Source organism: Streptomyces panacea, assembly GCF_040560175.1.
GTDB classification, from domain to species: Bacteria; Actinomycetota; Actinomycetes; order Streptomycetales; family Streptomycetaceae; genus Streptomyces; species Streptomyces panacea.
This window is the reverse complement of the sequence record NZ_JARJHW010000326.1, coordinates 1-3,747: the sequence shown is the minus strand read 5'-3', so window position 1 is coordinate 3,747 and position 3,747 is coordinate 1. Positions and strand designations below refer to the sequence as shown.

The following is a 3,747-nucleotide window of genomic DNA, read 5'->3' as shown; positions in this document are numbered from 1 at the left end:
AGGCCGGGCGGCGGCCCGCGGCCGCCGTCTCTGTCCTCCGGTCGCCGGACGGCTCCCTCATCCCTGACCGGGGCTGTCGGTCGCGCCGGCGCTCTCGGTCTCGCGGCGACAGGAGCGTTCGATGGCCTCGCGCAGCACCTGACGGTCGTCGAAGGCGCGTACCACCCCGGCGATGTCCTGGCCCTGTTCGTGGCCCTTGCCGGCGATCAGGACGGTGTCGCCCTCGCCCGCGCGGGAGACGACGGAGGCGATGGCCGCCGCCCGGTCGGCGTTGACCAGGACGTCGCCACGCTCGTGGATGGGCACCTCGGCGGCGCCCGCGAGCATCGCGGCGAGGATGGCGAGGGGGTCCTCGGAGCGCGGGTTGTCCGAGGTCAGTACGGCGGTGTCGGCGAGCCGTGCGGCCGCCGCGCCCATCGAGGGGCGCTTGGACTGGTCGCGGTCGCCGCCGCAGCCCAGGACGACATGCACCTTCCCCTTGGTGACCTTGCGCAGGGAGCGCAGGACCGATTCGACGGCGTCCGTCTTGTGGGCGTAGTCGACGACGGCGAGGTACGGCTGGCCCACGTCGACGCGCTCCAGTCGGCCGGGGACACCGGGGACGGCCGCGATGCCGTCGGCGGCGACCTGGGGGTCGATTCCCGCCACGGCGAGGGTGACGACGGCGGCCAGGGTGTTCGCGACGTTGAAGGGGCCCGGCAGCGGCGCCTCCGCGCGGATCCGTTCGCCCTTGGGGCTGACGACGGTGAAGGTGCTGCCGTGCGAGCCGACCTCGACGTTCTCGGCACGCCAGTGGGCATCCGGGTGGCCCTCGGCGGAGAAGGTCGTGACGGGCACGCCCGCCTCGTCGATGAGCCGGCGCCCGTACTCGTCGTCGAAGTTGACGACACCGACCCGGCTGCGCTCGGGGGTGAACAGCCGTGCCTTGGCCTGGAAGTAGTCCTCCATGCCGGAGTGGAACTCCATGTGCTCCGGGCTGAGGTTGTTGAAGACGGCGATGTCGAAGACGCAGCCGTCGACCCTGCCGAGCACCAGCGCGTGGCTGGAAACCTCCATCGCGACGGAGTCGACGCCGCGCTCGCGCATGACGGCGAGGAGCGCCTGGAGATCGGTGGCCTCGGGGGTGGTGCGCTCGGACTTGATGCGCTCGTCGCCGATGCGCATCTCGACGGTGCCGATGAGCCCGGTGTGGTGTCCGGCGCCGCGCAGTCCGCCCTCGACGAGGTACGCCGTGGTGGTCTTGCCGGATGTGCCGGTGATGCCGATCTGGAGCAGGTCGGCGCCGGGGTGGCCGTAGATCTCGGCGGCCAGTTCACCCATGCTGCCCCGTGGGTCGGGGGTCACCAGCACCGGCAGACCGGTCGCGGCGGCGCGTTCGGCGCCCGCCGGGTCGGTCAGGATCGCCGCCGCGCCGAGGTCGGCGGCCTGGGCGGCGAAGTCGGCGCCGTGGAAGCGGGCGCCGGGCAGGGCGGCGTACACGTCCCCGACGCGTACCGCTCGGGAGTCGTGGGTGATGCCGGTCGCCGCCCCGTCGGCCGGGGCCTCGACACCCAGCCGGGCGGCCAGGTCCACGAGTGAGGTCGGCAGGACCTGGGTCGGGCGGGGCGCTCCGGGATGGTTCACGGGCGCGTCCTTTGTGGTGGTTCGGTACTGATCTGCGTGGGGCACGGCGGTGAGCGTACCGGGCTCACCGGGCCGCGGGCCACGTGAGAGGCGCTCGCTGCCGGAGCCGTCTGATGGGGGGACGGACGGGCCGTCGTGGTTCCCCGAATCGGGGGTGATCGTTGTCACTGGGGCGTTCCCTGGGTCACTCGCCGGGCTTGAACTCGACCGGCAGCGGATCGGACGTCTTGCCGGTCGGTGGGACCTGGAGGCTCTTGAGAGCGAACTCCATGACCTCCTTGTAGATGGGGCCGCAGATCTGGCCGCCGAAGTAGCTGCCACTGGTCGGGTTCTGGATGGCGCAGTAGACGGTGATCTGCGGGTCGTCGGCGGGCGCGAAGCCCGCGAAGGACGCGGTGTAGCCCTTGTAGCGGCCGGTCTCGGGATCGACGCGGTTGGCCGTTCCCGTCTTGCCGGCGACGCGGTAGCCGGGGATCCGGGCCTTGGTGCCGGTGCCCGCCTCGTTGCCGACGACCGATTCGAGCATGGTGGAGAGCGTTTTCGCCGTCTTCTCGCTGACGACGCGCGTCTTCTTCGGGGCGGTCGCGGGGGTGAAGCGCCCGTCGGGGCCCTGGGTGCCGCGGATCAGGGTGGGTTCGATCCGTACGCCTCCGTTGGCGATGGTCGAGTAGACCGACGCCGCCTGCATGGCGTTGACCGACAGTCCCTGGCCGAAGGGGATCGTGTACTGCTGCGAGGTCGACCAGTCCTTCGGATCGGCCAGGATGCCCTGGGTCTCGCCGGGATAGTCGAGGCCCGTGGGGCTGCCGATGCCGAATTTACGCAAGTAGGAGTGGAGGACCTGGTTGGCCTGGGGCTGTGTCCTGCCGAGTTGTCCGGTGGCCAGGATGGTGCCGATGTTGCTGGACTTGGCGAGGACGCCGTTGAGGGTCAGATACCAGGTGGCGTGGTCGATGTCGTCCTTGAAGAGGCGGTCGCCGCGGTGCAGCCGGTTGGGCACGGTGACATGGGTGCCGGGGACGGCGGCCTTCTCCTCCAGGACGGCGGCCATGGACATGACCTTGCTGGTGGAGCCCGGTTCGAACGCGTCCTGGAGCGCGGCGTTGCCCATGCCGCGGGCATCGGCCTGCGAGAGGTCGTTGGGGTCGAAGCCGGGGGCGTTGGCCATGGCGAGCACTTCGCCCGTCCGGGTGTTCTGCACTATCACGTAGCCGCGGTCGGCCTTGGACTCCGTGACCTGGTCGGAGATGGCCCGCTGGGCGGCCCACTGGATGTCCCGGTCGATGGTGAGCTCGATGTCGGTGCCGGGGACGGCGGGGGTCTCCTTGGAGCCCGCCGTGGGGACGCGACGGCCGCCGGAGTGGGCGTAGGTGATCTCGCCGTCCTGGCCGGACAGCTTCTTGTCGAGCATGGACTCCACGCCGCCGCCTCCGTGGCCGGCGGCGTTGACGTATCCCAGTATTCCGGCCGCGAGGTCCCCGTTGGGGTACACACGCTTGCTGCTGGGCTCCTGGAAGACTCCGGCGAGGACGCTGGCGGGTGCTTTGTCGCCCTTGCCGCCCTTGGCGGTGCGCGCCTTCTCGGCCTTCTCGGAGAGGACGGACTTGAGGTCGCTGATCTGGTTCCAGACCTGGGGGGTCTGGCGGTGGGCGAGCACCGTGAAGCGCGACCTGGGGGCCGAGAGCTGCTTCGCGAGTGTCTCGGGTTCCCTGTCGAGGATCGGGGCGAGGAGCGCGGCGGCCTGCTGGGGGGCGTCGGCGACGTTGCTGTCCTCGGGGGTGAACATCTTGGGGTCGGCCGTGATGTCGTGCGCGTCGACGCTGGTGGCGAGGGCGACCCCGGCGCGGTCGGTGATCTCACCGCGCTCGGCGGCCAGGGTGACGCTCGTGAAGCGGTTCTTCTCCGCCTTGGCGGTGTACGCGCTCGCGTCGACCGCCTGGACCTGGAGCAGCCGGACCACGAAGACCAGCATGACGACGGTCAGTCCGAGGCTGACCAGGCGGAGCCGGGGGCGGTGGTTGCCGAGCCGGATGTGGTTCGGGGTGGCGGCGCCGGGGCGCCGGCGGCCCTGCGTAGGGCGGCGCGGGCGCCCGGAGGGCCGGGGCGCGGGGCGCTGCGAGGAGC

Annotated in this window: 2 protein-coding genes; both read right to left on the bottom strand. The window is 71.6% G+C overall.

Annotated elements, in window-relative coordinates:
• Positions 1 to 57 precede the first annotated feature (57 nt).
• On the bottom strand, positions 58 to 1,791 hold the full coding sequence (locus P3L51_RS35480; RefSeq protein ID WP_435594597.1) for a UDP-N-acetylmuramoyl-L-alanyl-D-glutamate--2,6-diaminopimelate ligase: 1,734 nt from the start codon (positions 1,789 to 1,791) through the stop codon (positions 58 to 60).
• A gap of 16 nt (positions 1,792 to 1,807) precedes the next feature.
• Positions 1,808 to 3,747: peptidoglycan D,D-transpeptidase FtsI family protein (locus P3L51_RS35475; protein WP_354609484.1), on the bottom strand; the 1,940-nt coding region annotated here is incomplete at its 5' end.